The organism is Mesorhizobium sp. LNHC232B00, assembly GCF_000502435.1.
Classification (GTDB): Bacteria; Pseudomonadota; Alphaproteobacteria; order Rhizobiales; family Rhizobiaceae; genus Mesorhizobium; species Mesorhizobium opportunistum.
This window is the reverse complement of record NZ_AYWP01000002.1, coordinates 434,108-457,384: the sequence shown is the minus strand read 5'-3', so window position 1 is coordinate 457,384 and position 23,277 is coordinate 434,108. Positions and strand designations below refer to the sequence as shown.

Annotated in this window: 27 protein-coding genes; 15 read left to right on the top strand and 12 right to left on the bottom strand. The window is 63.6% G+C overall.

The features are described from left to right. Nucleotides 1-210: 210 nt before the first annotated feature. Complete coding sequence (locus X743_RS164325; protein WP_031257431.1) at nucleotides 211-1,152, top strand: IS110 family transposase; 942 nt, start codon at nucleotides 211-213, stop codon at nucleotides 1,150-1,152. A 154-nt stretch (nucleotides 1,153-1,306) separates the two neighbouring features. On the opposite strand, the gene X743_RS164330 is transcribed toward X743_RS164325, so the two are convergent. Continuing rightward, nucleotides 1,307-2,248 (bottom strand): nucleoside hydrolase, encoded by a 942-nt coding sequence (locus tag X743_RS164330; RefSeq protein ID WP_023764056.1) that lies wholly within the window; start codon nucleotides 2,246-2,248, stop codon nucleotides 1,307-1,309. A 303-nt stretch (nucleotides 2,249-2,551) separates the two neighbouring features. Here X743_RS164330 and X743_RS164335 point away from each other — a divergent pair, with 303 nt between their 5' ends. Next, nucleotides 2,552-2,977, top strand: coding sequence for an Hsp20 family protein (locus X743_RS164335; RefSeq protein WP_013893014.1), 426 nt, complete (start codon nucleotides 2,552-2,554; stop codon nucleotides 2,975-2,977). A gap of 76 nt (nucleotides 2,978-3,053) precedes the next feature. Then, entirely contained in the window at nucleotides 3,054-3,308 is a 255-nt protein-coding gene (locus X743_RS164340) for a DUF1150 family protein (RefSeq protein ID WP_013893013.1), read from the top strand. Nucleotides 3,309-3,459: 151 nt separating this feature from the next. On the opposite strand, the gene ptsN is transcribed toward X743_RS164340, so the two are convergent. The 6 genes from ptsN to lptC form a co-directional block, all read right to left on the bottom strand. Further along, a complete protein-coding gene (gene ptsN / locus X743_RS164345; protein WP_013893012.1) occupies nucleotides 3,460-3,924 on the bottom strand; it encodes a PTS IIA-like nitrogen regulatory protein PtsN in 465 nt (154 codons plus the stop codon). An 82-nt stretch (nucleotides 3,925-4,006) separates the two neighbouring features. Beyond that, nucleotides 4,007-4,591 carry a ribosome-associated translation inhibitor RaiA gene (gene raiA, locus X743_RS164350; protein WP_023764055.1) on the bottom strand — a complete coding sequence of 195 codons (585 nt, stop codon included), beginning with the start codon at nucleotides 4,589-4,591 and terminating at the stop codon, nucleotides 4,007-4,009. A gap of 345 nt (nucleotides 4,592-4,936) precedes the next feature. Then, nucleotides 4,937-6,463: an RNA polymerase factor sigma-54 gene (gene rpoN, locus X743_RS164355; RefSeq protein WP_023764054.1), complete on the bottom strand. Its 1,527-nt coding sequence runs from the start codon at nucleotides 6,461-6,463 to the stop codon at nucleotides 4,937-4,939. Nucleotides 6,464-6,787: 324 nt separating this feature from the next. After that, nucleotides 6,788-7,606 carry an LPS export ABC transporter ATP-binding protein gene (gene lptB / locus X743_RS164360; RefSeq protein WP_023764053.1) on the bottom strand — a complete coding sequence of 273 codons (819 nt, stop codon included), beginning with the start codon at nucleotides 7,604-7,606 and terminating at the stop codon, nucleotides 6,788-6,790. Then, nucleotides 7,606-8,187: an LptA/OstA family protein gene (locus X743_RS164365; protein WP_023764052.1), complete on the bottom strand. Its 582-nt coding sequence runs from the start codon at nucleotides 8,185-8,187 to the stop codon at nucleotides 7,606-7,608. Before X743_RS164365 ends, lptB begins: the two co-directional genes overlap by 1 nt. Further along, nucleotides 8,174-8,887 carry an LPS export ABC transporter periplasmic protein LptC gene (gene lptC, locus X743_RS164370; protein ID WP_023764051.1) on the bottom strand — a complete coding sequence of 238 codons (714 nt, stop codon included), beginning with the start codon at nucleotides 8,885-8,887 and terminating at the stop codon, nucleotides 8,174-8,176. The genes X743_RS164365 and lptC overlap by 14 nt, the downstream gene beginning before the upstream one ends. 356 nt (nucleotides 8,888-9,243) lie before the next feature. On the opposite strand from lptC, the gene sppA reads away from it, so the two are divergent. From sppA to X743_RS164390, 4 genes are all read left to right on the top strand, one after another. Next, complete coding sequence (gene sppA / locus X743_RS164375) at nucleotides 9,244-10,200, top strand: signal peptide peptidase SppA (RefSeq protein WP_023764050.1); 957 nt, start codon at nucleotides 9,244-9,246, stop codon at nucleotides 10,198-10,200. An 80-nt stretch (nucleotides 10,201-10,280) separates the two neighbouring features. Next, nucleotides 10,281-10,565, top strand: a complete 285-nt coding sequence (locus X743_RS164380; protein WP_006200394.1) for an integration host factor subunit beta — start codon at nucleotides 10,281-10,283, stop codon at nucleotides 10,563-10,565. A 36-nt stretch (nucleotides 10,566-10,601) separates the two neighbouring features. Then, a complete protein-coding gene (locus X743_RS164385; RefSeq protein ID WP_023764049.1) occupies nucleotides 10,602-10,946 on the top strand; it encodes a DUF1049 domain-containing protein in 345 nt (114 codons plus the stop codon). A 37-nt stretch (nucleotides 10,947-10,983) separates the two neighbouring features. After that, on the top strand, nucleotides 10,984-11,949 hold the full coding sequence (locus tag X743_RS164390; RefSeq protein ID WP_023764048.1) for an ornithine cyclodeaminase family protein: 966 nt from the start codon (nucleotides 10,984-10,986) through the stop codon (nucleotides 11,947-11,949). Here the strand turns inward: X743_RS164390 and X743_RS164395 are convergent. The 3 genes from X743_RS164395 to X743_RS164405 all read right to left on the bottom strand — a co-directional run bounded on the left by X743_RS164395 (nucleotide 11,946) and on the right by X743_RS164405 (nucleotide 13,544). Next, nucleotides 11,946-12,386: an EVE domain-containing protein gene (locus X743_RS164395; protein ID WP_023764047.1), complete on the bottom strand. Its 441-nt coding sequence runs from the start codon at nucleotides 12,384-12,386 to the stop codon at nucleotides 11,946-11,948. The genes X743_RS164390 and X743_RS164395 overlap by 4 nt on opposite strands. Continuing rightward, complete coding sequence (locus tag X743_RS164400; RefSeq protein WP_023764046.1) at nucleotides 12,383-12,778, bottom strand: VOC family protein; 396 nt, start codon at nucleotides 12,776-12,778, stop codon at nucleotides 12,383-12,385. The genes X743_RS164395 and X743_RS164400 overlap by 4 nt, the downstream gene beginning before the upstream one ends. Nucleotides 12,779-12,854: 76 nt before the next feature. Beyond that, the gene (locus X743_RS164405) at nucleotides 12,855-13,544 is read right to left on the bottom strand and encodes a YafY family protein (RefSeq protein WP_023764045.1); all 690 of its coding nucleotides are present in this window, start codon (nucleotides 13,542-13,544) and stop codon (nucleotides 12,855-12,857) included. A gap of 99 nt (nucleotides 13,545-13,643) precedes the next feature. Here X743_RS164405 and X743_RS164410 point away from each other — a divergent pair, with 99 nt between their 5' ends. From X743_RS164410 to X743_RS164440, 7 genes are all read left to right on the top strand, one after another. Beyond that, nucleotides 13,644-14,132, top strand: coding sequence for a DUF1772 domain-containing protein (locus tag X743_RS164410; RefSeq protein ID WP_032922859.1), 489 nt, complete (start codon nucleotides 13,644-13,646; stop codon nucleotides 14,130-14,132). Between the two features lie 88 nt (nucleotides 14,133-14,220). Next, nucleotides 14,221-15,312 (top strand): class I SAM-dependent rRNA methyltransferase, encoded by a 1,092-nt coding sequence (locus tag X743_RS164415; protein WP_023764043.1) that lies wholly within the window; start codon nucleotides 14,221-14,223, stop codon nucleotides 15,310-15,312. Between the two features lie 17 nt (nucleotides 15,313-15,329). Further along, nucleotides 15,330-16,187, top strand: coding sequence for an RNA methyltransferase (locus X743_RS164420; RefSeq protein WP_023764042.1), 858 nt, complete (start codon nucleotides 15,330-15,332; stop codon nucleotides 16,185-16,187). A 13-nt stretch (nucleotides 16,188-16,200) separates the two neighbouring features. Then, nucleotides 16,201-16,698, top strand: coding sequence for a signal peptidase II (gene lspA, locus X743_RS164425; RefSeq protein ID WP_023764041.1), 498 nt, complete (start codon nucleotides 16,201-16,203; stop codon nucleotides 16,696-16,698). 57 nt (nucleotides 16,699-16,755) lie between these two features. Further along, on the top strand, nucleotides 16,756-17,745 hold the full coding sequence (locus X743_RS164430) for an MDR family oxidoreductase (RefSeq protein ID WP_023764040.1): 990 nt from the start codon (nucleotides 16,756-16,758) through the stop codon (nucleotides 17,743-17,745). Between the two features lie 142 nt (nucleotides 17,746-17,887). Continuing rightward, the gene (locus X743_RS164435; RefSeq protein WP_023764039.1) at nucleotides 17,888-20,176 is read left to right on the top strand and encodes a PAS domain-containing hybrid sensor histidine kinase/response regulator; all 2,289 of its coding nucleotides are present in this window, start codon (nucleotides 17,888-17,890) and stop codon (nucleotides 20,174-20,176) included. A gap of 285 nt (nucleotides 20,177-20,461) precedes the next feature. After that, the gene (locus tag X743_RS164440; RefSeq protein ID WP_023764038.1) at nucleotides 20,462-21,337 is read left to right on the top strand and encodes a GNAT family N-acetyltransferase; all 876 of its coding nucleotides are present in this window, start codon (nucleotides 20,462-20,464) and stop codon (nucleotides 21,335-21,337) included. Between the two features lie 77 nt (nucleotides 21,338-21,414). On the opposite strand, the gene X743_RS164445 is transcribed toward X743_RS164440, so the two are convergent. Both X743_RS164445 and grpE read right to left on the bottom strand, forming a co-directional pair. Beyond that, the gene (locus tag X743_RS164445) at nucleotides 21,415-22,047 is read right to left on the bottom strand and encodes a trimeric intracellular cation channel family protein (RefSeq protein WP_023764037.1); all 633 of its coding nucleotides are present in this window, start codon (nucleotides 22,045-22,047) and stop codon (nucleotides 21,415-21,417) included. A 149-nt stretch (nucleotides 22,048-22,196) separates the two neighbouring features. Continuing rightward, nucleotides 22,197-22,829, bottom strand: a complete 633-nt coding sequence (gene grpE, locus X743_RS164450) for a nucleotide exchange factor GrpE (RefSeq protein WP_023764036.1) — start codon at nucleotides 22,827-22,829, stop codon at nucleotides 22,197-22,199. Nucleotides 22,830-23,065: 236 nt separating this feature from the next. Here grpE and X743_RS164455 point away from each other — a divergent pair, with 236 nt between their 5' ends. Beyond that, nucleotides 23,066-23,269, top strand: a complete 204-nt coding sequence (locus X743_RS164455) for a NepR family anti-sigma factor (RefSeq protein WP_023764035.1) — start codon at nucleotides 23,066-23,068, stop codon at nucleotides 23,267-23,269. Nucleotides 23,270-23,277: the final 8 nt, after the last annotated feature.

Below are 23,277 nucleotides of genomic sequence, written 5' to 3'. Positions count from 1 at the left end.
GGCGTTCCCTGGAACACCCCTTGTGTCTCTCGAATCATGCATGATCGGGCTGACGGGTGACCCGGGTCATGACCGGATCACCCGTTGCGGCGGAAGCCCGTACACCCCTTGGCATAAGCCCGTGGATGAGCAAGGAGCTCCGACCGCATCTTCCACAGCCCGAACGGTTGCTAGGGTTCGACCCCGCACCAGCAAGGAAGGGATCAGAAGATGACACAAATTGCACTGCATGTCGGCATCGATGTGGCCAAGGATCGGCTGGACGTGGCCATTTTGGAAACAGGGGAGTTGTTCGCGGTCGACAATGACGAAGCCGGTCATGCGGCATTGGTCGAGCGGCTGTCGGGCTGCGAGCTTGATGCCATTGGCCTTGAGGCGAGCGGTGGCTATGAACGGGCTGTGCTCAAGGCACTGTGGCAAAAAGGCCTGCCGGTGCGTCGCATCAATCCCCACAGGCTGCGCCAGTTCGCACGGGCGGCCGGCGTCAACGCCAAGAACGATCGCCTCGATGCACGTGTGATCGCACGCTTCCTGGCAACGCTGCCGGTGCGTCCGGTGGAGTTTGATCCAAGTCTGGAGTTGGTGATCGAACTGGTCACCGTGCGGCGCCAACTCCATGCCGAACTCAGCCGTGTCAACAACCAACTCGAACACGTGCGCGATGCCGCTCTCAAGCGCCTGGCCAAGCGGCGAGCGAGCCGGCTCCGTGCCGACATCCTGCTGCTCGACAAAAGCATCGCCCAGGCCATTGCGGCTGATCCCGCCATGGCTCACCGCAACAGCTTGCTGCGTTCCACGCCCAGCGTCGGCCCGGTCTTGAGTGCCACACTGATCGCACTGCTGCCTGAACTCGGTCGCTTGTCCAACCGGCGGATCGCCGCCCTGGTCGGGCTCGCTCCCTTCGACCACGATAGCGGCAAGCTCAAAGGCAAGCGATGTATCTGGGGTGGTCGAGAGCCGGTCCGCAACGTCCTCTACATGGCAGCGCTCAGCGCCGGAGTGCATAATCCCGTCTTCGCCGCTTTCCGCCAGCGCCTGCGGGCCAAGGGCAAGGTGGCAAAGGTCGCCATCGTTGCTGTCATGCGCAAGCTGATCACAACCCTCAATGCCATGATCCGGGACGACAAACCTTGGGATCCGGCTTCGGTCTGAGGCACGGTTGCTCATCCGNACAACCCTCAATGCCATGATCCGGGACGACAAACCTTGGGATCCGGCTTCGGTCTGAGGCACGGTTGCTCATCCGACCTCGCTTCGCGAGGCCACCTTCTCCCGCAGGCAGGGGGAGAAGGCAAAAGGGCGGCCCCTAAAGCCGCCCCAGCCTTTCCACCAGCAGCGCGAAAAACTCGTCATGGTCGATGTCGCGCATCACCATGGCGTTCTTTTCCCGATTGGTGACGCCCCACCAGTCGATGACGGTCATGCCCATGGTCAGCTCCGAAACGGTTTCCACGCTGACGTTGCAGTTGCGGCCCTTGAACAGGTCCGGCTTCAGCAGATAGGCGATGACGCAGGGATCGTGCAGCGGGCCGCCGTCGGTGCCGTATTTCTCCTCGTCGAAGCGTTCGAAGAATTCCAGCATCTCGGCGGCGGCAATGCCGACCTTGGTGCCGAGTTTGCGGAAGGCCTGCGTGCGCTTGGCTGTGGTCAGCGCCTTGTGGGTGACGTCGAGCGGCATCATCACGATCGGAATGCCGGACTTGAACACCAGGTCGGCCGCCTGCGGATCGACGTAGATGTTGAATTCGGCCGTCGGGGTGACGTTGCCGCCTTCGAAAAAGCCGCCGCCCATCAGCACGATTTCCTTGATGCGCGGCGCGATCCGCGGTTCGCGGATCAGCGCCAGCGCGATGTTGGTGAGCGGTCCGAGCGCGCAGAGCGTGATGGTGCCACTGTCTTCCTTCATCAGCGTCTCGACGATGAAGTCGACGGCATACTGCTCCTGCAGCTTCATCGCCGGTTCGGGCAATTGCGGCCCATTGAGGCCGGTCTTGCCGTGCACTGCCTCGGCGGTGACCAGTTCGCGCGCCAGCGGACGGATGGCGCCGGCATAGACCTTGATGTCGGGCCGGCCGGCCAATTCGCAGACCTTGCGGGCATTCTTTTCGGTAAGCTTCAGCGGCACGTTGCCGGCGACGGCGGATATGCCGACGATCTCCAGTTCGGGGCTGCCAAGCGCCAGCAGAATGGCGACGGCATCGTCCTGGCCGGGGTCGGTGTCGATGATGATCTTGCGTGGTTGCGGCATTTCAATTCCTTGTTTGGCTGGCCGTGAGCTCACCGGGTCGATCACGCGCCCGAAGGACGCCGAAACGTCTGCAAACTGCCGAACCGCTCGACCGGGAACGATCCCGACCCCAGCGCTTCTCCTTGCATCCGCGCGTCGTTTCAAGCGCCATGTCGATTATTCCTGTGAGTCCAAGGCCTGGTCTTTTTGGGCGGGTCTTTTGACGGCTTGAACTTGGTCGTGGGGCGGACCATATCAAGGGCAACGGGAAAAATGCCATCTGGGTTTTTCCACTTTATGTCGCTCTTCAGAGGACAGTGTAACATGAGCCGAATGACGCCTTTCTCCAGCCCGCTTCTCCTGGGTTTCGACGCCATGGAAAAGACGCTGGAACGTCTGGCGAAATCCGGCGACAGCTACCCTCCCTACAACATCGAACGGCTCAGCGGTGCCGACGGCAAGGCCGAAAGGCTGCGCATCACGCTCGCCGTCGCCGGTTTCGCCGAAAGCGATCTCGATGTGACAACGGAGGAAAACCAGTTGGTCGTGCGCGGCCGTCAAACCGACGACACCGAGCGCGAATTCCTCCATCGCGGCATTGCCGCGCGCCAGTTCCAGCGCTGCTTCGTGCTGGCCGACGGCATGCGGGTTATCGCGGCGGAATTGAAGAACGGCCTTTTGTCGATCGACCTCGATCGGCCGGAGTCCGAACGGCTGGTACGGAAAATAAACATATCGGTGAAAGACTGATCTTTACCGATGGCTCTCATGCGGGATGGCCTATGCCCCTGAAAAGGGCGGCGTCCTCGCGCCAAGGAGGCTTGAAATGACCAGAACTGAAAACATCACCATGACGAATGGCGAATTCGCCCATCTCGGCGAGGGCTCCGTCGCTTATCTGCGCAAGGTCTCGAGCGATGAACTGCTCGGCCGCTTCCCCAACATCGGTGAAATCGCGCCCGGCATGGAATTGTGGGCCCTGTTTGCCGCCAATGGCCAGCCGATCCTGCTTTCCGACGCGCGTGACCGCGCGCTGGCCGGCGCCATGGAAAACGACCTGACCACCGTCGCCATCCATTAAGGCAATTCCAGGAAAAGTGTTGGCGTTTTTCCCGGGAAAAACGCATGGCGTTTTCCTTTGGGAATTGCGTCAAGACAAAATCGGCGGACTGGCCGGCTGAAACGAAAAGGGCCGCTCACCCGCGGCCCTTGCATATCCGTTCAAAAAAACATCAGGCAGCGTGCGAGGCCTGCGTATCCGACAAAAGCGCATGGATCGCCGTGGCATCGCGCGTACCCCTGACCTTGGCCACGGTGTCGGCGTCGCGCAGCACCCGGGCAATGCGCGACAGCGCCTTCAGGTGATCGGCGCCCGCCCCTTCCGGCGCCAGCAGCAGAAACACCAGATCGACAGGCTGGTCGTCCAGCGATTCGAAATCGACGGGCGTCTCCAGCCGGGCAAAAACACCGGCAATACGCTTCACGCCGGCCAGCTTGCCGTGCGGAATGGCGATGCCATTGCCGACGCCGGTCGAGCCCAGCCGCTCACGCTGCAGGATGGTGTCGAACACCTCCCGTTCCGGAATGCCCGAAATCGCCGCGGCACGCTCGGACAGCAACTGCAGAAGCTGCTTCTTGGAGTTCGCCTTCAACGCCGGCAAAATCGCCGGAACGCTGATAAGATCGCTCAGACCCATGCTTGAAAATCCCTTGTTCGCCTGCCGTCACCAGTCCCCACCCCTCGTGCGGCCGGCTTTTATCCCAGTGCGACCCTTGTCGTCACGCCTGTGAGACCTTGGTCGTGGACGGGTCGATCCAGCCGATATTTCCATCGGGCCGGCGATAGACGATGTTGAGATGGTCGGTTCCAGCGTTACGGAAGACGAAGACCGGGCTGTCCTTGGTGTCGAGTTCGATGACCGCAGACGCCACCGACATGGTCTTCAGCGTCATGGTCGATTCGGCGATGATGGCGGGCGCAAAATCCTCCGACATCTCCTCTTCGTCATCGGCAAGCGGCGCCATTACCGTATAGGCGATGTCGGTCAACTCACCGTTGCCGCCGCCTGAATTGTGCGATTTCAGCCGACGCTTGTAGCGCCGAAGCCGGGTCTCCAGCCGGTCCGCCGCCGTCTCGAAGGCAAGCGTCGGATCCTGGGCATCGCCTGTGGCCTGCAGCGAAGCGCCCGAATCCAGCCGGATCATGCAATCCGCCGAATAGCGCGAGCCCGATTTGATGACCGTGACATGTCCGGCGAAGCCGCGATCGAAATATTTCCCGATTGCTTCGCCGACACGATCGTTGATGCGTGTACGGAACGCATCGCCGATATCCATGTGTTTTCCCGATATGCGCAGATTCATCTGAAAACTGACCTTCCTTGCTCAGGCTTCAAACTGGCCGGAGTTTATACTCGTGGTCCGTGCGCACAAGCTTTGCGGCGTCACTCGCGCCGATTTAAATCCAAACTTTCCGGTTGATCACAAGCCGCCTTCTTGACCATCCCGAGGTCATTGTCGTGACGGACCATCCGCTAGCGGGCATCGAGCCCGTCTCATGCGGGCGGGCTTCTAGCCACTTCACCGCGGCTTGTCAATGAAGCTCGAAGGCTGTGGAAAATCGGGAGCGTCTGGAGCAGTTCGTCCTTTCGCGGAAAGGCCGAACCGCTTCATCTCTTTGCCTTCACGCAATTCCCTCGGGAATTGCCTCTAGCGCCCTGCGCTGGCCAATGCCCGTTTCTCGCGCCGGCGCTGCACGGAGGATGGAATATTCATGCCTTCCCGGTATTTGGCGACCGTTCGCCGGGCAATATCGACGCCGCTTTCCCTGAGCATGTCGACGATCGCATCGTCCGACAGCACATCGACGGGTTTCTCCTCGTCGATCAGCTGCTTGATGCGGTCACGCACGGCTTCCGAGGAATGCGCGTCGCCGCCGCCCGATGCCGCGATCGAAGCGGTGAAGAAATAGCGCAGCTCGAACACACCGCGCGGGGTCAGCATGTATTTGTTCGCGGTGACCCGGCTCACGGTCGATTCGTGCATGCCGATGGCATCGGCCACCGTGCGCAGGTTGAGCGGCTTCAGGTGGCGCACGCCATGGACCAGGAAGGCATCCTGCTGGCGGACGATCTCCGAGGCCACTTTGAGGATCGTCTTTGCCCGCTGGTCGAGGCTGCGCGTCAGCCAGTTGGCGTTTTGCAGGCATTCGGCCAGGAAATCCTTTTCCGCCTGGTTCTTGGCGTGCGGAGAGACCTGGGCGAAATAGATATGGTCGACCAGCACGCGCGGCAGCGTTTCGGCATTGAGTTCGACGGTCCAGCTGCCGTCATTGGCCGCGCGCACCTCGACATCGGCGACGATGGCGTCGCTGGCGCCGCCCGAAAACGCCATGCCCGGCCGCGGATCGAGAGCCCGGATCTCGGCCAGCATGTCGAGCAGGTCTTCTTCGTCGACGCCGCAGATGCGCTTCAGCGCGTGGAAATCGCGCCGCGCCAGCAGTTCGAGATTGGCAACCAGGGCCTTCATCGCCGGATCGAGCCGGTTACGCACGGCAAGCTGCAGCGACAGGCATTCGGCAAGATCGCGCGCGAACAGCCCCACCGGCTCGAACGTCTGGCACACGGCCAGCACCTTGCCCACGGCCGCGGCGTCAGTACCCAGCCGCGTGGCGATCTCGGCGAGATCGACCCTGACATAGCCGGTTTCGTCGAGACCATCGGCGAGTTCCCTGGCGATCAGCCGCGCAGCGGGATCGACGAAGGCGAGCGCGATCTGCTCGCCGACATGGTCGCGCAGCGTGATGGCGCTCGCCGCCATGTCGCCGGCATCGAGCCCCTCGGACGAGGAGCCGCCGCCATTGCCCGAAGCTGATTTCCATTGCGCCGTCAGGTCAGGCCCGAGCCGCTCGCTGGTGCCCGGATCGTCGGGAAACAGGTTTTCCAGGGACGTATCGAGCTTGTCCGAGATCGCCTCGGCGCTCCAGCCCGCCTCGTTCTCGAACCAGTCGCCTTCGGCGGCCGCTTGCGGCTCCGCCTCGGCTTTCTGCGCCAGGTCGCCCACGGCATCGTCCTGCGGCTCGGCGCGCTCCAGGAGAGGGTTGCGCTCGATCTCCTCGTCGATGAAATGTTCGAGTTCGACATGGGTGAACTGCAGCAGCCGAATCGACTGCATCAGCTGCGGCGTCATCACCAGCGACTGCGATTGTCGGAGCTGTAGTTTGGCCGCCAACGCCATGGTTCGGTTTCAAACGCCTCGTCTACGCATCCGGACATCCGGAAAAGAATTTTCGCGGCCGGCCATAGAAACTGGCCCGGCTTTTGCTTGTCAAGGCAAAGGCTAGCAAAACCCGCTTACCGGAGCGTTATCCCGGAGCAAAATCGCGGAAAAACGGGCCGCAACGCGCAAAAAATCGTGTCAGGAAACAAATTTCACGCTCAGAGCGATTCCAGAAAAAGTTTGAGACGGCCTTCCCGGGGAAGGCGCCCGGCGCTTTCCCCAGGGAATTGCGTCACGACAAAAGGCTGAGCGGCTTGGCGTTTCCGTGAACCGGTGAACCGCTTACAGCGTAAAACCCTCACCGAGATAAAGCCGCCGCACGTCGGGGTTTGCCACCACTTCGTCGGCCCGGCCATGGGTCAGCACCTGGCCGGCGTGGATGATGTAGGCGCGGTCGATCAGGCCGAGCGTCTCACGCACATTGTGGTCGGTGATCAACACGCCGATGCCGCGCGCCGTCAGATGGCGCACCAGCTGCTGGATGTCGGCAACGGCGATCGGATCGATACCGGCAAAGGGCTCGTCGAGCAGCATGTAGGCCGGGCGCGTCGCCAGAGCGCGCGCGATTTCCAGGCGCCGCCGCTCGCCGCCCGACAGCGACATGGATGGCGCCTTGCGCAGATGGCTGATGTGGAACTCCTCGAGCAGTTCGTCCAGGTTGCGCTCGCGCACCTTGCGGTCCTTCTCGACCACTTCCAGCACGGCGCGGATATTCTGCTCGACGTTGAGGCCACGGAAAATTGACGCTTCCTGGGGCAGGTAGCCGATGCCGAGGCGAGCGCGGCGGTACATCGGCATCGAGGTGACGTCGAAGCCGTCGATCTCGATCGTGCCTTCATCGACCGGCACCAAGCCGGTGACCATGTAGAAGCAGGTGGTCTTGCCGGCGCCGTTGGGGCCGAGCAGCCCCACCGCCTCGCCGGCACGCACGCCAAGCGTGACGCCACTGACAACCTTGCGGCCCTTGTAGCTCTTGGTCAGACCCTTGGCGATCAAGGTCCCCTTGAACTTCGCCTTGTCGACGTTGATCGTGGCCGGAGCCGAAAGCTTAGCTGCGGCTCGTCCCGGAAGACGTGCCGTCAGCGACGACAGGCTGGCCATCAGGGGTTCGTCGCTCCCGATTTCGGCGGCGGCGTGATCGACATCACGACGCGCTTCCCGGCGCATGGATCGACTTGGGCAAGCCCGGTTTTCATCTGCACGACCAGTTTGCAGCCGACCAGGACGTTGTCGTTTTGCGAGAGCACCACCTTCTGACCCGAAAGCACCAGAACCTGGCTCTTCATGTCGAAGCTGCCTTGATCGGCGGTCGCGACCTGCGCATCCGACTTGATGTAAACCTTGTCGGAAATCTCCAGGTGATCGATGTTGGCAGAGCCGGTCATCGCCGCGCCCGCGGCTTCCGTGCCCTTGGCGGCGGCGTTGGCATCCTTGACGTAATAGACCGTCATCTTGCCGGCCTTCATCAGCGTCGGCCCCTGGACGACGCTGACATTGCCCGTGAAGATGGCGACACTGTCGGCCTGGCGGACTTCCAGCTTGTCGCTTTCGATCTGGATCGGCTTGTCGCCGGACAGTTTCAGGCCTGATTGGGTGGTCGACTGCGCCAACGACGGTGCCAAGCCCAGCAGGAGCAGCGCTGACGTTGCGGCCACCAGCCGTGTCGAACTATTGAGCCACATTCGCTTCTTCGCCCTTTGCCTCAGCCGCCTTCAGAGCGGCGGGATCGATGTTGACGCGCACTTTGTTCTCGAACACCAGGATCTTGCCATTGTCCTGGACCGACATCGAATCCGCCGTGATCTGCGACCCGCCACGGCTGACATCGACGGGATCGTCCGTCTTCATAGTGCCTTTGCCCATGTCGAGGAAGACCGATTTGAACTTGGCTTGCAAGCCGTCTGTCGTGGTGATCGTGACATCGCTGTTCAGTTTCATCGTATTGCCATCGCGATCGTAGGTGCCGTGCGAGGCTTTGACCGCCGCGACATTGTCGGACGCGATCGGCACCTTGGCGTCTATGCCCTCAAGCTCGATGATGCCTTGCGTGCTGACGTCCTGTATCGCCCGCAGGGCCGTCATCGAATAAGGTTGCTTCAGCTTGGTGAACCCGTTGAGCTTGGGATTGGCCATCACCAGCTTGCCATTCGAAAAGGCGGTACCTTCCGCCTGTACGGCGACGGAAACGGGTGCGGCGAGATAGGAATAGACCGGGAAGGCGACGGCGATCAGGGCCGCGGCCAAGGGCAGGGCGAATTTGAGCACCCGCACGCGGCGCGAATGACGCTGGGCACGGTCGAACGCGTCGCCCCGCGTCTGGTCATCCGCCGGGGGCGCCAACTCCGCCTCGGGACTGGTCGGCTCAATCGGTCGCGCTAACATGACTGCTTTCTTCTAAAACCCTGCCCCCACGGAGCACCGCCTATAGGTGGTACGCCAGCGCTCTCAAGCAAGCACAAGCCCACGAAAACCGCAAAAATGTGACAGCTGTCGTTGTACAAACGAAAACGAGGTCAGCACAACAGCCGCTGCTTCATAGCAGAAATGGACGTCCTTGCGTCGTTTTTTCATGACTGGCGCCCCTCGGCTCATCTTGCGTGCGTTGCGCGGGCCGTCCACAAAACCGACAGCATGGGAATCGACGTGCGGGATTGCCGCGCCGTAAAAGGACGGAACTGCTTCCCGATGGGGACATCATGGTCTAAAAGCGTCTCTTCCCGCCGACTGTGAGGCTGACCATGGCACTAAGAGCCGACGACCTGATCGACCGCCGCCGTTTGCGGCGTAAGCTGACATTCTGGCGTGTCGCGGCTATCGGCATCGTGGCCCTCGGGGTGATTGCGCTGTCGTCCTGGTTTTATGGCGACGATTTCGGCGGCGCGACGGTCGACCATATCGCCAAGGTCAGGATCGAGGGCACCATCACCGAGGATGACGAACTGATCAAGCGGCTGGAAACCATCCGCCAGTCGTCGAAGGTGAAGGGCGTGATCCTAGCGATCGATTCGCCCGGCGGCACCACCGTCGGCGGTGAATCGATCTATGAGGAGGTGCGCAAGCTGGCCGCCGACAAGCCTGTCGTGGCCGAGGTCGGCACGCTCGCCGCTTCGGCGGGCTACATGATCGCCAGTGCCGCCGATCACATCGTCGCCCGCAAGACCTCGATCGTCGGCTCGATCGGCGTGCTGATCCAGTATCCTGACGTCAGCGGCATGATGGACAAGCTCGGCGTCAAGTTGGAAGAGGTGAAATCCTCGCCGCTGAAGGCCTCGCCCTCGCCCTTCAAGCCGACCAATGACGATGAGCGCGCCATGGTCCGCAAGCTTATCCTCGACAGCTACGACTGGTTCGTCGGCATCGTTGCCGAGCGCCGCAAGATGACCCATGAGCAAGCGCTGGCGCTGGCCGATGGTTCGATCTTCACCGGCCGCCAGGGCGTCGCCAACGGACTGATCGACGCCGTCGGCGGCGAGACCGTGGCGATCGACTGGCTGGCGACCAAGGGGGTTGATGCCAAACTCAAGGTGGTCGAGTGGAAGGAGACAGAACGGCGCGGCGGCTTCCTGTGGTCAAAAGCCATGGTGAAAACGGTCGGCAGCGCGCTCGGCCTGCCCGATTCCGGCGGCGACATCATCCATGAACTTGGCGCCGACCGCTTGTTTCTTGACGGTCTCGTTTCCGTCTGGCACCCTTGAGCGCCGTTTGGGACAGCCGAAAAAGCAAATAAAATCATCCTCATAATTTTGACCGCAGTACTTTCACGGGGACCCGTCTGATGATCAAGTCCGAACTTGTGCAGATTATTGCCACGCGCAATCCGCATCTTTTCCTGCGCGACGTCGAAAACATCGTCGGCGCGATCTTCGATGAGATCACCGACGCGCTTGCCGAAGGCAACCGGGTCGAGCTGCGGGGCTTCGGTGCGTTTTCGGTGAAAAACCGCCCTGCCCGCACCGGCCGCAATCCGCGCACCGGCGAATCCGTCGAGGTCGAGGAGAAGTGGGTGCCGTTCTTCAAGACCGGCAAGGAACTGCGCGAAAGGCTGAACGGCGGCAAGTAGGCGCCGCGTCAGCGCCAGCTTCCGACGGAAAACACAATGCTCAATCGTTTCATGCTCATCGTGGTCTTCGTGCCTCTCGCGATCATCCTGATCGCGCTCGCCGTCGCCAACCGCGAACTCGTCGCCTTCACGCTGGACCCGTTCAACCCAGGCAATCCAAAGCTGACGCTGAGCTTGCCTCTGTTCATTTTCCTGTTTGCGGCTCTCGCCATCGGCATGATCGTCGGCAGCCTGGCAACATGGGTCAAGCAGGGCCGCTACCGCAAGCTGGCGCGCCAGCGCGGCGTCGAGGCCGAAAACCTGCGCCAGGCGGTCAGCCGCGCGCCGGCGGCACCGCAGGCGCCTGTCCAAGGGGCAGCATTGCCCAAGCCGACCGCTTGAACCGCCGCTCGCCGTCTTTCGTTCAACGGAGCCTTTCATGCTGACCATTTCGGCCGCCGAGGTCGACCGTGCGCTGACCTTTCCTGGATTGGTCGAGACATTGCGCACGGCGTTTCGCGAGGGCGCGGTGCAGCCGGTCAGGCATCATCACGCGGTCGAGCGGCCGGACGGCGCGGCCTCGACCTTGCTGCTGATGCCGGCATGGACCGATTTCAACGCCGCCGGCACCTCCGCCGGCGGTCACATCGGCGTCAAGATCGTCACCGTCTCGCCCGACAACAATGCCGTCGGCAAGCCCGCTGTGATGGGGCTCTATCTCTTGCTCGAAGGCGCCACCGGCGAACCGGAAGCCTTGATCGACGGCCAGCGGCTGACCCAGTGGCGCACGGCCTGTGCTTCGGCGTTGGCGGCGTCCTACCTCGCCCGCGACGATGCCGCGCGGCTGCTCGTGGTCGGCGCCGGAGCGCTGTCGCCCTTCCTCGCCAAGGCCCATTCGGCGGTACGGCCGATAAACACCATCCGCATCTGGAACCGCACGCCGGCCAACGCAGAGAAAGTCGCGGCCGATCTGCGCGCCGAAGGCTTCGCGGCCAGCGCCGCGATCGATCTCGATGCCGAACTCGGGCAGGCCGATATTATCTCCTCGGCGACAATCACCACCACGCCGCTCATCAAGGGCGCACTGCTCAAGCCCGGAACCCATGTCGACCTGGTCGGCGGCTTCACGCCGGCGATGCGCGAAAGCGACGACGACGCGATCGTGCGTTCCCGCGTCTATGTCGATACCCGCGCCGGCGCCACCAAGGAGGCCGGCGACATCGTCCAGCCACTGGCCTCGGGCGTGCTGAAGCCGGAAGCCATAGTCGCCGACCTGCACGAACTGGCGCGCGGCCAGAAGAAGGGCCGCGAAAGCGCCGGCGAAATCACGCTGTTCAAATCGGTTGGCGCCGCGCTCGAGGATCTTGCCGCCGGCATTGCCGTCTACGAGGCGCTGAAGGGCTAGCTTGACGCCGGCACTGCCAGTTTGGCGCCCATCGCCCCGGCGATCAGCGCGAAATCGGCCGCGCTGATCGAGAACAGGCCAAAGCGCAGCTGATACCCCCAATTCGATTTGCCGACGGTGAAGTCCAGCCCGTCGAGCAAGAGCTTGATCGGCGTTTCCTCGGCCGCCACCCAGTCGACATCGCGGCGGAACGGCGTGAAGCCGCCGCCCATCTCGCCTTGGTAGGGTTCCCCTTCCCGCACCGTGCCGATCGCCGTGAACGACTGCAGGCCATCTTTCTCGCCCAGGACAGTGGTCGGCGAATAGTAGACGACGCCGTCGCCGGGCCTGACGCGGCGCAGGGGTGCCGCCTTGCCGTGGTTGACCTGCATGAAGCCGCCCTCGCGGCCGCGCCGGACATGTTGCGCCGAGGCCACCGCGATCCAGTGCGCGCTCATTTTTGTTCTCCATTGGTCTGTTCCCCGTCGGACAGCCAATAGACGCGCAGGCGATGATTGTCGGGATCGAGCGCGACGAATGTGCGGCCGAAATCCATGTCCGTCGGCGCCTGCAGGATATTCAGTCCACGCCCAGCCCAGTCGGCATGGGCGGCATCGACCGCGTCACGCGTATCGAGCGCAAAGACGATCTCGGCGCCGCCACCGGCCGCGTCCGCCGCCGGCTCCACCGTATGCCGCGACCAGAGGCCGAGCTTGAAGCCGTTGTCGAGCACGAACAGCACGAAGGTGGGCGCGCTCTCCACCGGCTCGCGCCCTAGCAGCGCACTATAGAAGGCGCCGCTCCGCAGCGGCTGGTCGACATAGAGGATAATGAAATTGGGGGTTGCCATATCTGTTCTCCAGGGCCGAGCGTTTCGATATGTGCCCTGTATAGGATGACATACTGTCAGATTCTGGCAGCAGCGTTCATGGACCACGCGGTTGGTCGAGCGTGGCTCGCCATTCCTTGAGCAGCGCCTGCCGGCGGCGCGGGTAGCGCATGTCGGTTGCCTTCAGCTCGGCAATACGGTCGGCGCGAAAATGGCGGAAATCCTGCCGCATCTCGCACCACGCCACCACCACCCGCACCTTGTCGAAGAAGCCGAGCGCAAACGGCCAGACCACGCGCTCGGAAGCGGCGCCACCGGCGTCGCGATAGAGGAAGCCGAGCTTGCGTTCGTTGCGGATGGCCTGCCGCACGATGCCGAGATCGATGCCCTCGATGATTGCTGCGGGTGGCCCGACAAGCAGCGTCGAGGCATCGAGGCCCTCGCGCAGATCGTCCGGCAGCACGGCGGCGATCTTGGCCAGCGCATTGGCGGCCGCGGCCGAGAGACGCCGGTCCGGTTGCTTCGCGACCCATCGCGAGCCGAGCACGATGGCCTCGATCTCCTCGTCGCTGAACATCAGCGGCGGCAGCATGAAACCGGGCTTGAGCACGTAGCCGACCCCCGCCTCGCCCTCGATCGGCGCCCCCTGCCCCTGCAGCGTGGCGATGTCGCGGTAGAGCGTGCGGATCGAAATCCCGAGCTCGGCGGCCAACAGCTGACCGCTCACCGGCCGGCGATGCCGGCGCAGGCACTGGATGAGGTCGAGGAGGCGTTCGGAGCGGGACATGATGCTGCAATCCGGTGCTGCCGGACGATAGGGCTACCGCGCTTTCGACGGCAAGCGATTTGACCTGGAACACCTTCGGCATCCCCCCGTTATCCGGCAATGACGGAGATGCGCGGATTCCTGTTGTTCTGGTGTACCCTGACCGCCACCATCGCGGCGCTCAGCCTTGGACCGTCCTTCGCCCATGTCCTGGAATCGGTCCCTCGACTGACCAAATGGTCGCCATCCCTCTGGCGCGAAACCACCGTTTTCAACGGCCAATTCCTGCTGTTCGCGGTCATCGGCGCTCCCCTGGACGTGGCTGCGATTGCCTGTCCGGGACTTCTGGCATGGCTGCTACGTGCCGATCGTCCGGCCTTCTGGTTCGTGCTGGCCGCCGCCGTGCTTTATGCCGTCTCCCTGGCGATGTGGTCCGTTCTGGTCAAACCGGCGAATGACGTTCTGGCGACATGGGTGCCCGGACCTATACCGGAGAACTTCGGCGCCATCCGGCTGCGTTGGGAAACGGGTCATATGGTCGTCACCGGCATCAAGGCCGCCGGCTTCGTATCGCTGGTTGTCGGCCTGCTTTCGATCAGGCACGGCTGACCGGTTGGAGCCGTCGGCGATCGCCGTTTGTTGCGCACAGGGGTGAAGCTGTGGCAGAAGCGGGCCGAACCGCCGGAGATGCTGCTTCTTGAAGTCTTTTCGCGACAAACGCCGCGACGGCCGCCCGCACCAGCCGACGAAAAGTGGGGGCGCACAGCCGCGCCCGCCGGAGAACCGGCCGGCGGTCAAGGCAGACGCCAGGCCGCGCGACCAACACATCGTGAAACCGGACAACCAGCCCGAGCCGAAATCCGCGCCGCGCGTCCTTGCCCGCCGCGATGGCGCCCTGCCCGCCGAGCAGCTTCCCGTGATCCTCGAAGTGGCGCCGAATGCCGATTATGCGCTGCTCGACAGCGGTACAGGCCAAAAACTTGAGCAGTACGGCCCCTACCGGATCGTGCGGCCGGAGGGGCAGGCGATCTGGCAAAAGGCCTTGCCGGCGAAGGACTGGGAGCGTGCCGACGCCGTCTTCACCGGCGACACCGACGAAGAGGGCATTGGCCGCTGGCGTTTTCCGAAGACGCCGCTCGGCGAGACCTGGCCGATGAAGCATGACGGCATCGACTATCTCGGCCGTTTCACCTCGTTTCGCCATGTCGGCGTCTTTCCCGAGCAGGCCTCGCACTGGGACCACATGGCCGTGCTGATCACGGCGGCCAAGCGTCCGGTCAAGGTGCTGAACCTGTTCGGCTACACGGGTCTTGCCTCGCTGGTGGCGGCCCGCGCCGGCGCCGAGGTCACCCATGTCGACGCCTCGAAGAAAGCCATCGGCTGGGCTCGTGAAAACCAGGAAATGGCCGGGCTTGGCGGCAAGCCGATCCGCTGGATCGTCGACGATGCGGTGAAGTTCGCCGAGCGTGAGGAACGCCGCGGCAGCCGCTATGACATCGTGCTCTTCGATCCGCCGGCCTATGGACGCGGCCCTAGGGGCGAGGTCTGGCAATTGTTCGAGGATTTGCCGGCGCTCACCGATCTCTGCCGCTCGATCCTGACCCCAAAGCCGCTTGCCGTTGTGCTGACCGCCTATTCCATCCGCGCCTCGTTCTTCGCCATCCATGCCTTGATGCGCGATACGTTTGCCGGCATGGGCGGCAAGGTCGAGTCGGGCGAGTTGATCATCCGCGAAAAGTCCGCCGGCCGGGCACTTTCGACCTCACTGTTTTCGCGCTGGGTGGCCTGAATGCCCCGGAGTCCTGAATGAACGAACGGCACGCCGGCGCACCCGGGCAGGTTAAGGAAGTCACCAGCCTCGCCAATCCGCTGGTCAAGGACATCAAGGCGCTCGCCTTGAAGAAGTTCCGCGACCAGCAGAACGCCTTCATGGCCGAAGGACTGAAGCTGGTCATCGATGCACTCGACTTGGGCTGGCAGATCCGGACGCTTGTGTTCGCCAAGGCCGGACGCGGCAACCCCGCGGTGGAAAAGGTCGCGGCGCGCACGGTTGCCGCCGGCGGCACGGTGCTCGAAGTGTCGGAAAAGGTGCTTGTCGCCATCACCCGCCGCGACAATCCGCAAATGGTGGTCGGCGTCTTCTCGCAGAAATTCCTGGCCCTGAAAGATGTCCACGCCAACAATGGCGACGTCTGGGTGGCGCTCGACCGGGTGCGCGATCCCGGCAATCTCGGTACCGTCATCCGCACCGTCGACGCCGTCGGCGCCAAGGGTGTCATCCTGGTCGGCGACACCACCGATCCGTTTTCCGTGGAGACGGTGCGCGCCACCATGGGTTCGATCTTCGCCGTACCCGTCGCCAAGGCGACGACCGAGGCTTTCCTCTCCTGGCGCGGCGGCTTTTCAGGCCTCGTCGCCGGCACCCATCTCAAAGGCGCCGTCGACTACCGCTCGGTCGACTTTTCCCGCGGGCCGGTACTCCTGATGATGGGCAACGAGCAGCAGGGCCTGCCCGAAAGCCTGGCGGCGAGTTGCGACAGGCTGCTCAGGATTCCCCAGGCTGGCCGCGCCGATTCGCTCAATCTCGCCGTCGCCACCGGCATCATGCTGTTCGAGATCCGGCGCGGCGCGCTGAAGCTCGAACCCGTCACCGACCAGCAGTGAAGGTTGCCTGCCCATGAGATCATGGTCCCCCTATGCACTGCTCGCCGTCATCGCCATAGCGCTCGACCAGTGGATAAAACACCTGGTCGAGACCGGCCTGCCGTTTCAGGAAAAGCTCGATCTCTTGCCGTTCCTGGCGCTGTTTCGCACCTACAACACCGGCATCGCTTTCTCGATGTTCTCCTCCCTCGGCGATACCGGCCTCGTGGTCATCGCCGTGTTGGTCGTCGCTTTCGTGCTCTATCTCGCCACGCACACGCCATCGGGCCATGTCATCGCCCGCACCGGCTTTGCCCTGATCATCGGCGGAGCGCTGGGCAATCTGATCGATCGCGCCGTCTACGGCCACGTCATCGATTACATCCTGTTTCACACCCCGGTCTGGTCCTTCGCCGTCTTCAACCTCGCCGACGCCTTCATTTCCGTGGGCGCGGCATTGGTCGTCTTCGACGAGCTCATCGGCTGGCGACGCGAGCCCAAATCTTCGAACGCCAAGCCTTCCAACGATTGACCGCGCGCGGCCATCGCCGCACAGTCCACACCGCCAAGCAAGCTCGCGGAGAAGAAGATGCCCGAAACCTTCAAAGCCATCCTCGTTTCGCGCGACGCCGACAAGAAGCAGTCGGTAGCCGTGACAAATCTCACCGACGCCGACCTGATGGACGGCGACGTCACCGTCGCGGTGGAAGCAACGACGGTGAATTACAAGGACGGACTGGCCATTACGGGCAAGGCGCCGGTGATCCGCCGCTGGCCGCTGGTGCCGGGCATCGATCTCTCCGGCACCGTCGTCTCGTCTTCCCATTCCGGCTGGCGCAAGGGAGACAAGGTGATCTTGAACGGCTGGGGTGTCGGCGAAACGCATTTCGGCGCTTATGCGGGGCGCGCCCGTGTCAACGGCGACTGGCTGGTTCCGCTGCCGGAAGGCATGAGCCCGCATGATGCGATGGCGGTCGGCACCGCCGGCTACACCGCCATGCTCTGCGTCATCGCGCTGGAGCGGCACGGCATCCTGCCCGATCGTGGCCCGGTGGTGGTCACGGGTGCCGCCGGTGGCGTCGGTTCCGTCGCGGTCTCCATCCTGTCCAGCCTCGGCTACCATGTCGTTGCCTCGACCGGCCGCAATGCCGAAAGCCCCTATCTGATCAACCTTGGCGCGGCCGAGGTGATCTCGCGCGACGAGCTCAACCAGCCCGCCAAGCCGCTGGCCAAGGAACGCTGGGCCGGCGGCATCGATGCGGTCGGCAGCCACACGCTGGCCAATGTGCTGTCGATGACCTCCTATGGCGGCGCGGTCGCCGCCTGCGGCCTGGCCGGCGGCATGGATCTGCCGTCGAGCGTGGCCCCCTTCATCCTGCGCGGCGTTTCCCTGCTCGGCATCGATTCGGTGATGGCGCCGAAGGCGGTGCGTCTCGAGGCCTGGCGACGCATCGGCGCCGATCTCGATCTGCAGAAACTCGCCAGCCTGTCCACGACCATCGGCTTCGACGGCATCATCGATGCCGCGCGCGACATCGTCGACGGCAAGATCCGCGGGCGCGTCGTCGTCGACATGTGACCTGCCTGACAGGCCTGCGGGCGGCCCGAATCGGCCAAATCCGGTGGCAAATCCGCCGCTGTCGCGACAAAAACGCCCTAACCGCTAAAATTCGAACGATCCCCCGCAATTTTCCATAATCTCTGTCTGGCAAGGGTTTCGCATGATCGCGGAATCCGGCAGCCAACAGGCGGATATTGGCGACGACGTCGATGCGCTTGCCGCGCCGTCGCCGGCGCGGCGGTTCATCGCCGCGCCACCGCTGGTGCCCGAGCAGCAATTGGCCGGCGGGGAAGGTCTGCCGCTCGTGACCTTCTTTGCCATCGTCGTGCTGGCGGGCCTCGCGCATCTGACTGGGGCCCCGATCTTCATCAGCCTCGCTCTGCTGGCAACCGGCCTCGCCGGCCTTGCCATGCACCTGCAAGCCAGGCGCAGCGTCCACCGCACCGCGGTGATGCTCGACGAGACCAGCGCCCGCAGCCGCGCCGAGATCGAGACGCTGGCCGACCGCATGTGGGAAATGCAGGAAAGCGAAGAGCGCTTTCGCGGTCTCATCGACGCACTTGGCGACCTCGTCATCCATCGCGACCGCGATGGCTACATCGTCTACGCCAACAAGGTGTTCGCCGACCTCGTCGAAACCGATCAGCGCGACCTTGCCGGCAAGACGCTGGCCGAACTCGGCATCGAAGTCGGCATCGTCCCCGATGCCGCCTTTTCCGATCATGAATGCCTGAGTTCCACCGATGTCGCCATCCGCACGCCGAGCGGCCCGCGCTGGTTCTCGTGGATCGAACTGTCGGTGCGCGACAAGGACAGCGGAGCGGCTTCGCATCGCGCGATCGCCCGCGACATCACCGCCCGCAAGCGCGCCGAATCCTCGCTGATCACCGCGCGCGAGCGGGCCGAATACGCAAGCCAGGCCAAATCGCGCTTCCTCGCCACCGTCAGCCATGAAATCCGCACGCCGATGAACGGCATCATGGGCATGGCCAGGCTGCTCGCCGACACCAGCCTGTCGCCGGAGCAGCAGACTTATGTCGGCGCAATCTCGACATCGGCCAGCGCCTTGCTCGCCCTGATCGAGGACCTGCTGGACTATTCCAAGATCGAGGCCGGGCGCTTCGATCCCGAGCCGCAGCCGATGTCGGTGCGCGAGATCGCCGACAACATCATCGAACTTCTGGCCGCGCGCGCCTTCGCCAAAGATATCGGCCTCGGCTGCCACGTCGAGCCGGATGTGCCGCAGATGATCACCGCCGATCCGGGCAGGGTCAGGCAGGTGCTGCTCAACCTCATCGGCAACGCCATCAAGTTCACCGACGGCGGCGGCGTGCTGGTCAGCGTCGCGCGCGCCCGTACCGAGACCACCGACCGCATCTGCTTCACCATCGCTGATACCGGCCCCGGCCTGCGCGACGAGGATATGGAGCGCATCTTCGAGGAGTTCGAGCAGGCCGACGGCACCTCGACGCGCACGCATGGCGGGGCCGGCCTGGGACTTGCCATCTCCAAGCGTCTGGTGGCTGCCATGGGCGGCACGATCTCGGTCTCCAGCCGGCTTGGTCAGGGATCGGAATTCGTCTTCGAAATCCCCGCCACGGCGGCCACCGAGGCGCCGCAGGGCCGGCTCGACGCGCTTGCCGGCAGACACGCTGTAATCCTGTCAAGGAACGCCGTCGAGGCCGATGCCATCGCCCGCACCATCCGCGCCAGTGGCGGCACGGCCGGCATCGCCACCACCGTGGCGCAGGCTGCGCCCTTCGCTCACGGCTGCGACGTGCTTCTGGTCGACGCGGCCATGGAAGAGAGCGATGGAAGGCTGCTCAAGCGGTTGCGCCAAAGCGGCTTCTCCGATTGCGAGGCCATCACGCTGATCGCACCGACCGACCGCGGCATGCTGGGCGAATTCCGCGCCAGCGGCTACACGACCTTCCTTGCCCGGCCGGTGCGCGGGGGAACACTTTTGCGTGTCCTGTTGAGCAGCCATGCGCCGGCACTTGCCCACCCGCAGCCGGAAAAGCGTCGGACACCGGCGCTGCGCGCCTCGAGTGACCGCCAGCAGGGCCTGTCGGTGCTGATCGCCGAGGACAACGACATCAATGCCATGCTGGCCCGTGCCACGCTGTTGAAGGCTGGGCACCGCGTTCAGGTGGTCGGCAATGGCAAGGCCGCCGTCGAGGCCGTCACCAGCGCCGGGCACAAGCACCGCTTCGACGTGGTACTGATGGACCTGCATATGCCGGTCATGGATGGGCTGGACGCCATTGCTGCGATCCGCCGCCATGAAGAGGAGACATCCGCGCCGCCCGTGCCGATCATGGTGCTGTCGGCCGATAGCCAGGAAAAGACCCGCCATGCCGTGCTTGCCCACGGCGCCAGCGGTTTCGTCACCAAGCCACTCGATCCCGACGCGCTGGTCAACGCCGTCGAGGGCCAGGTCGCCGCTTGAGCCGGTTTCTTCCAGCGCGCGGCTGATCCATTTGCCCAAAAGTGGGCCTCGGCTTCAGAAAAACGACATGCATGAAAACAAGGCCTGGAGCGCGTTGCCCGAACCCGCGCGGGCGCGCCGCGCCTCGAGTTTCCTCACCTAACGTAGCCGGTTGACCGTTTTCGCCAGCCGACGAAGTATTGCCCGCGACGTCGTATCACGGTACTGTCACAATCCTGTTGCACCTACACCGTATCCCCGTGCCAAGAGGGATGGCTCGAAGGAGAATCACTCGTGCATACAGTTATGCCGGAATGTGACACTCGGCCGAACGCCAGCAGCGCCTTGCTTGCCGGACGTAATGTCGATTCCGTCATAAAGGGCGCAGCACTCGGTCGAATCGGCAATCTCGAAGTGCGGCTGGCTCGCAACGAGGCCGAGATCGCGGCCGCGCAGGAAGTGCGTTACCGGGTGTTTTACGACGAGCTTGGCGCCAGGAAAGATCTGTTCCAGGCGCAGGATCGCCGTGACGCCGACCGGTTCGATCCGCTCTGCGATCATCTGCTTGTCTTCGACAATTCAATTTCCGGCCCCGAGCATCGCCGCATCGTCGGCACCTATCGCCTGCTGCGGCAAGAAATCGCGGCTGCCGCCGGAGGCTTCTATTCCGAAGGCGAATTCGAACTGACCAAGCTCATCGCCCGTCACCCTGGCCAACGTTTTCTCGAGCTCGGCCGTTCCTGCGTTTTGCCCGAATACCGCTCGAAGCGCACCATCGAGGCGCTCTGGCAAGGCATCTGGGCCTACATCAATCACTACGAAATCGGCGTGATGACCGGCTGCGCTTCCTTCCAGGGCACCGTGCCGGCGGCGCATGCCGAGGCGCTCACCTATCTCTCCCATCATTGCCGTACGAACTCGGCCTGGGACGTGCGCGCGGTGACCGGGCGCTATTGTTCCATGGACCTGATGCCGATCGAGGCGGTCAATGCCAAGGCAGCGATCGCGGCGATGCCGCCTTTGGTCAAAGGCTACCTCCGCGTCGGTGCTCGCATCGGCGACGGCTGCGTCATCGACCGCGAGTTCTCGACGGTCGACGTCTTCGTGGTGATGCCGGTCAAGGAGATCGGTGCCCGCTACGTCAACTACTATGGCGGGGAAGCCCAGCGCTTCGCCGCGTGAGGCACTAGGCAGTAGGCAAGAGGTCACGAGTCACGCTCCTCTCGCTACTCACTGCTAACTAGTCCCTACTGCCTCTCTTACGGAATATCCTCAGGCCGCCGGCCGGGCCGGCTCTTGTAGGACGGAAATGCCCAGCCGAAACGAAGCGCACCGCCACGCACCGCAAGCGCCACGGCGAAACCGGCCAAGCCTGAGACAAACTGCGGCAGTCCGGCGACGTCGCCCAGTGTGAAGATGGCGGCGCCCGCCAGAGCAGCCGTGACGTAGATCTCTGGCTTCAGCAGCACCGATGGCTCACCGGCCAGGAGATCGCGCAATATGCCGCCGAAGGTCGCGGTCAGCATGCCGGTGATGATGGAAACCACCGGCGAACCGGTGATAGCCAGGCCCTTTGCCGCGCCCATCACCGAAAAGGCGGCCAGCCCGATGGCATCGAGCCACAGCAGCAGTCTGTAGCGGGATTCGACGCGGTGCGCGGTGAAGAACACCAGGATCGCCACCACCGCGCAGATCAGCACATAATCGCGGTTTCCCACCCAGAACACAGGCACATTGAGGATGAGGTCGCGAAACGTGCCGCCGCCGATGCCGGTGACGCTGGCCAGGAACAGGAAACCGATGACGTCGAGCTGCTTGCGCGACGCAGCCAACGCCCCCGTCGCCGCAAAAACTGCAATGCCGGCATAGTCGAGAAGGGCGATGGGATGCATGGAAGGCCAGGTAGTAGGGGAGTAGGGGAGTAGGGGAGTAGGGGAGTATGTTTAGCACGAAGCCGCACCGTCGGTTGGACTCCCTTTTTTCCCTTTTTCCCTACTCCCCTACTCCCCTACTCCTACTGCCTTACTCCCCTACTCCCTTATCACGCATCCTTCTCAGCCTGCTCGTTGACCGGCCCCGGCTCGACCGGCGCCTCGGCGGCGACCTTCGGCCCGCCTTTGGCGACGCCGACCATGGCCGGCCGCAGCACGCGCTCGCCGATCGAATAGCCCGGCTGCACGACCTGAACCACCGTGTTGGCCGGGACATCGGGATTGGGCACTTCGAACATCGCCTGGTGGAAATTGGGATCGAACTTCTCGCCTTCCGGAGTCAATTTCTTGACCCCGTGCCGCTCCAGCGCCGACAGCATGGCGCGCTCGGTGAGGTCGACGCCTTCGATCAGCGCCTTGAAGCCGGCATCGCCCGACGCCTTGGCCTCGGCCGGAATGGCGTCCAGCGCGCGGCGCAGATTGTCCGACACCGACAGCATGTCGCGGGCGAAGTTCGCCACCGCATAGGTGCGCGCGTCGTGCACGTCGCGCGCGGTGCGGCGACGCAGGTTTTCCATCTCGGCCGCGACGCGCAGCGCGCGGTCCTTCAGCTCTTCATTTTCCTTCAGCAATCGCACAAGCGCTTCATAGTCGCCGTCGATGCTGCCTTCCGTGCGCTCGGCACTGGCCTCGGCCGCCTCGGCTTCGCTGGGCGCGCGTTCGTCTTTTGCCTGGTCGCTCATCGCCGTTTCCCGTCATTTCGAATGGTTTGGATTTTGTGCCCGATATCGAGGTTTGGCGCTCAAAAATCAAGAGGTAAGCGACTGTGAGGCCTTCGGCCGGGCCCAACGCGGCCGATGGCAATACTTCGATTTTAATTCAAACTTTACCGTACTTGCCGGCTGTCCTTGCCACAAGCGCGTGATGCGGGAACCATTCGCTTGCTGGAGGAGTTTCGGAGCCGACACAGGATTTTGAAATGATGACCCGCAACAAGGCTGAAAACGAAGAACGGCTCGCCACGGAGGTCAGGCGCCAAGTCGGTGCCAAGACGATGACGCGTTTTCTGCGCACCTTGCCGGCCTTCCGCATCGAAGCCGACATTCCCGACCGCTTCAAGGATTTGCTTGACCGCCTCGATCGGGTCGCCGGGAGCCCTTCAGGCAGCAGCGGGCGCCAGTAGCGACGCAT